This window comes from Synechococcus sp. 8F6, assembly GCF_002252665.1.
Lineage (GTDB): Bacteria > Cyanobacteriota > Cyanobacteriia > PCC-6307 > Cyanobiaceae > Cyanobium_A.
Genome location: NZ_NQKZ01000063.1, coordinates 1 through 867, shown reverse-complemented (window position 1 = coordinate 867; position 867 = coordinate 1). Strand labels below are relative to the sequence as shown.

Annotated in this window: 2 pseudogenes; both read left to right on the top strand. The window is 64.8% G+C overall.

Going from position 1 to position 867, the window contains the following annotated elements:
- A pseudogene (locus CJZ78_RS13490) lies at window positions 1-327 on the top strand (transposase); the annotation flags it as partial.
- A gap of 157 nt (window positions 328-484) precedes the next feature.
- Window positions 485-867, top strand: a pseudogene (locus CJZ78_RS13485) (ATP-dependent RecD-like DNA helicase); the annotation flags it as partial.

The window sequence follows — 867 nt, the reverse complement described above, 5'->3', positions numbered from 1 at the left end:
GACATCGACATCCAGGTGCATGCCTTCTTGAACCGGCCCCTGCAGGAGAGCGGCTACGCCTACGTCTTCCTCGATGCCACCTACCTCCACGGCCGGCTTGGCCTGGGCCAGCAGGTCTGCTCCAGAGCTGCTGTGATCGCCATGGGCGTCAATGCCGACGGCCGCCGTGAGCTGCTCGGCCTACAGGTGGGTGACAGCGAAAGCGAGGGCTTCTGGAAGGCCTTCATTGGCTCCCTCTAGCCAAAGGCTTCTGCGAAGCAGTAGGAGCGTGGCCTCACTGGTGTCAAGCTCGTAGTGAGCGATGCCCACGTAGGCCTGACCAAGGCTCGGGTGGTGATCGACTCCCCCCTTAAAAGCCAGAGCAGCAGCCGCCATAGCCAACCCTGTGCGCAGCCCATCAAGGCCGTGATCTTCCTGGAGCTCTCACGCACCGACCGCAGTGCTGGTGCAGAGTCGCCTCGTTCAGTGATGCCCGTGCCCGGTGATGGCCAGCCCGGCTGAGCCCAGCCAGCAGCCCACGGACGTGCTGGCCGGCTCGATCGAGCGCGTCACCTTCCACAACGCCAGCAACGGCTTCTGCGTGCTGCGCATCAAGGCCCGCGGCCATCGGGATCTGGTGACGGTTGTGGGCCATGCCGCTGAGATCAGCGCCGGTGAATGGGTCACGGTGAGTGGCACCTGGGTGAACGACCGGGAGCACGGCCAGCAGTTCAAGGCATCCTTCCTGCACTCCTTACCGCCCACCACCGCCGAGGGCATCGAGAAGTACCTGGGCTCGGGGATGATCCGCGGCATCGGCCCGATCTACGCCAGCAAGCTGGTTGAGGCCTTTGGTGCGGAGGTGTTCGAGGTGATCGAGCAGGCGCC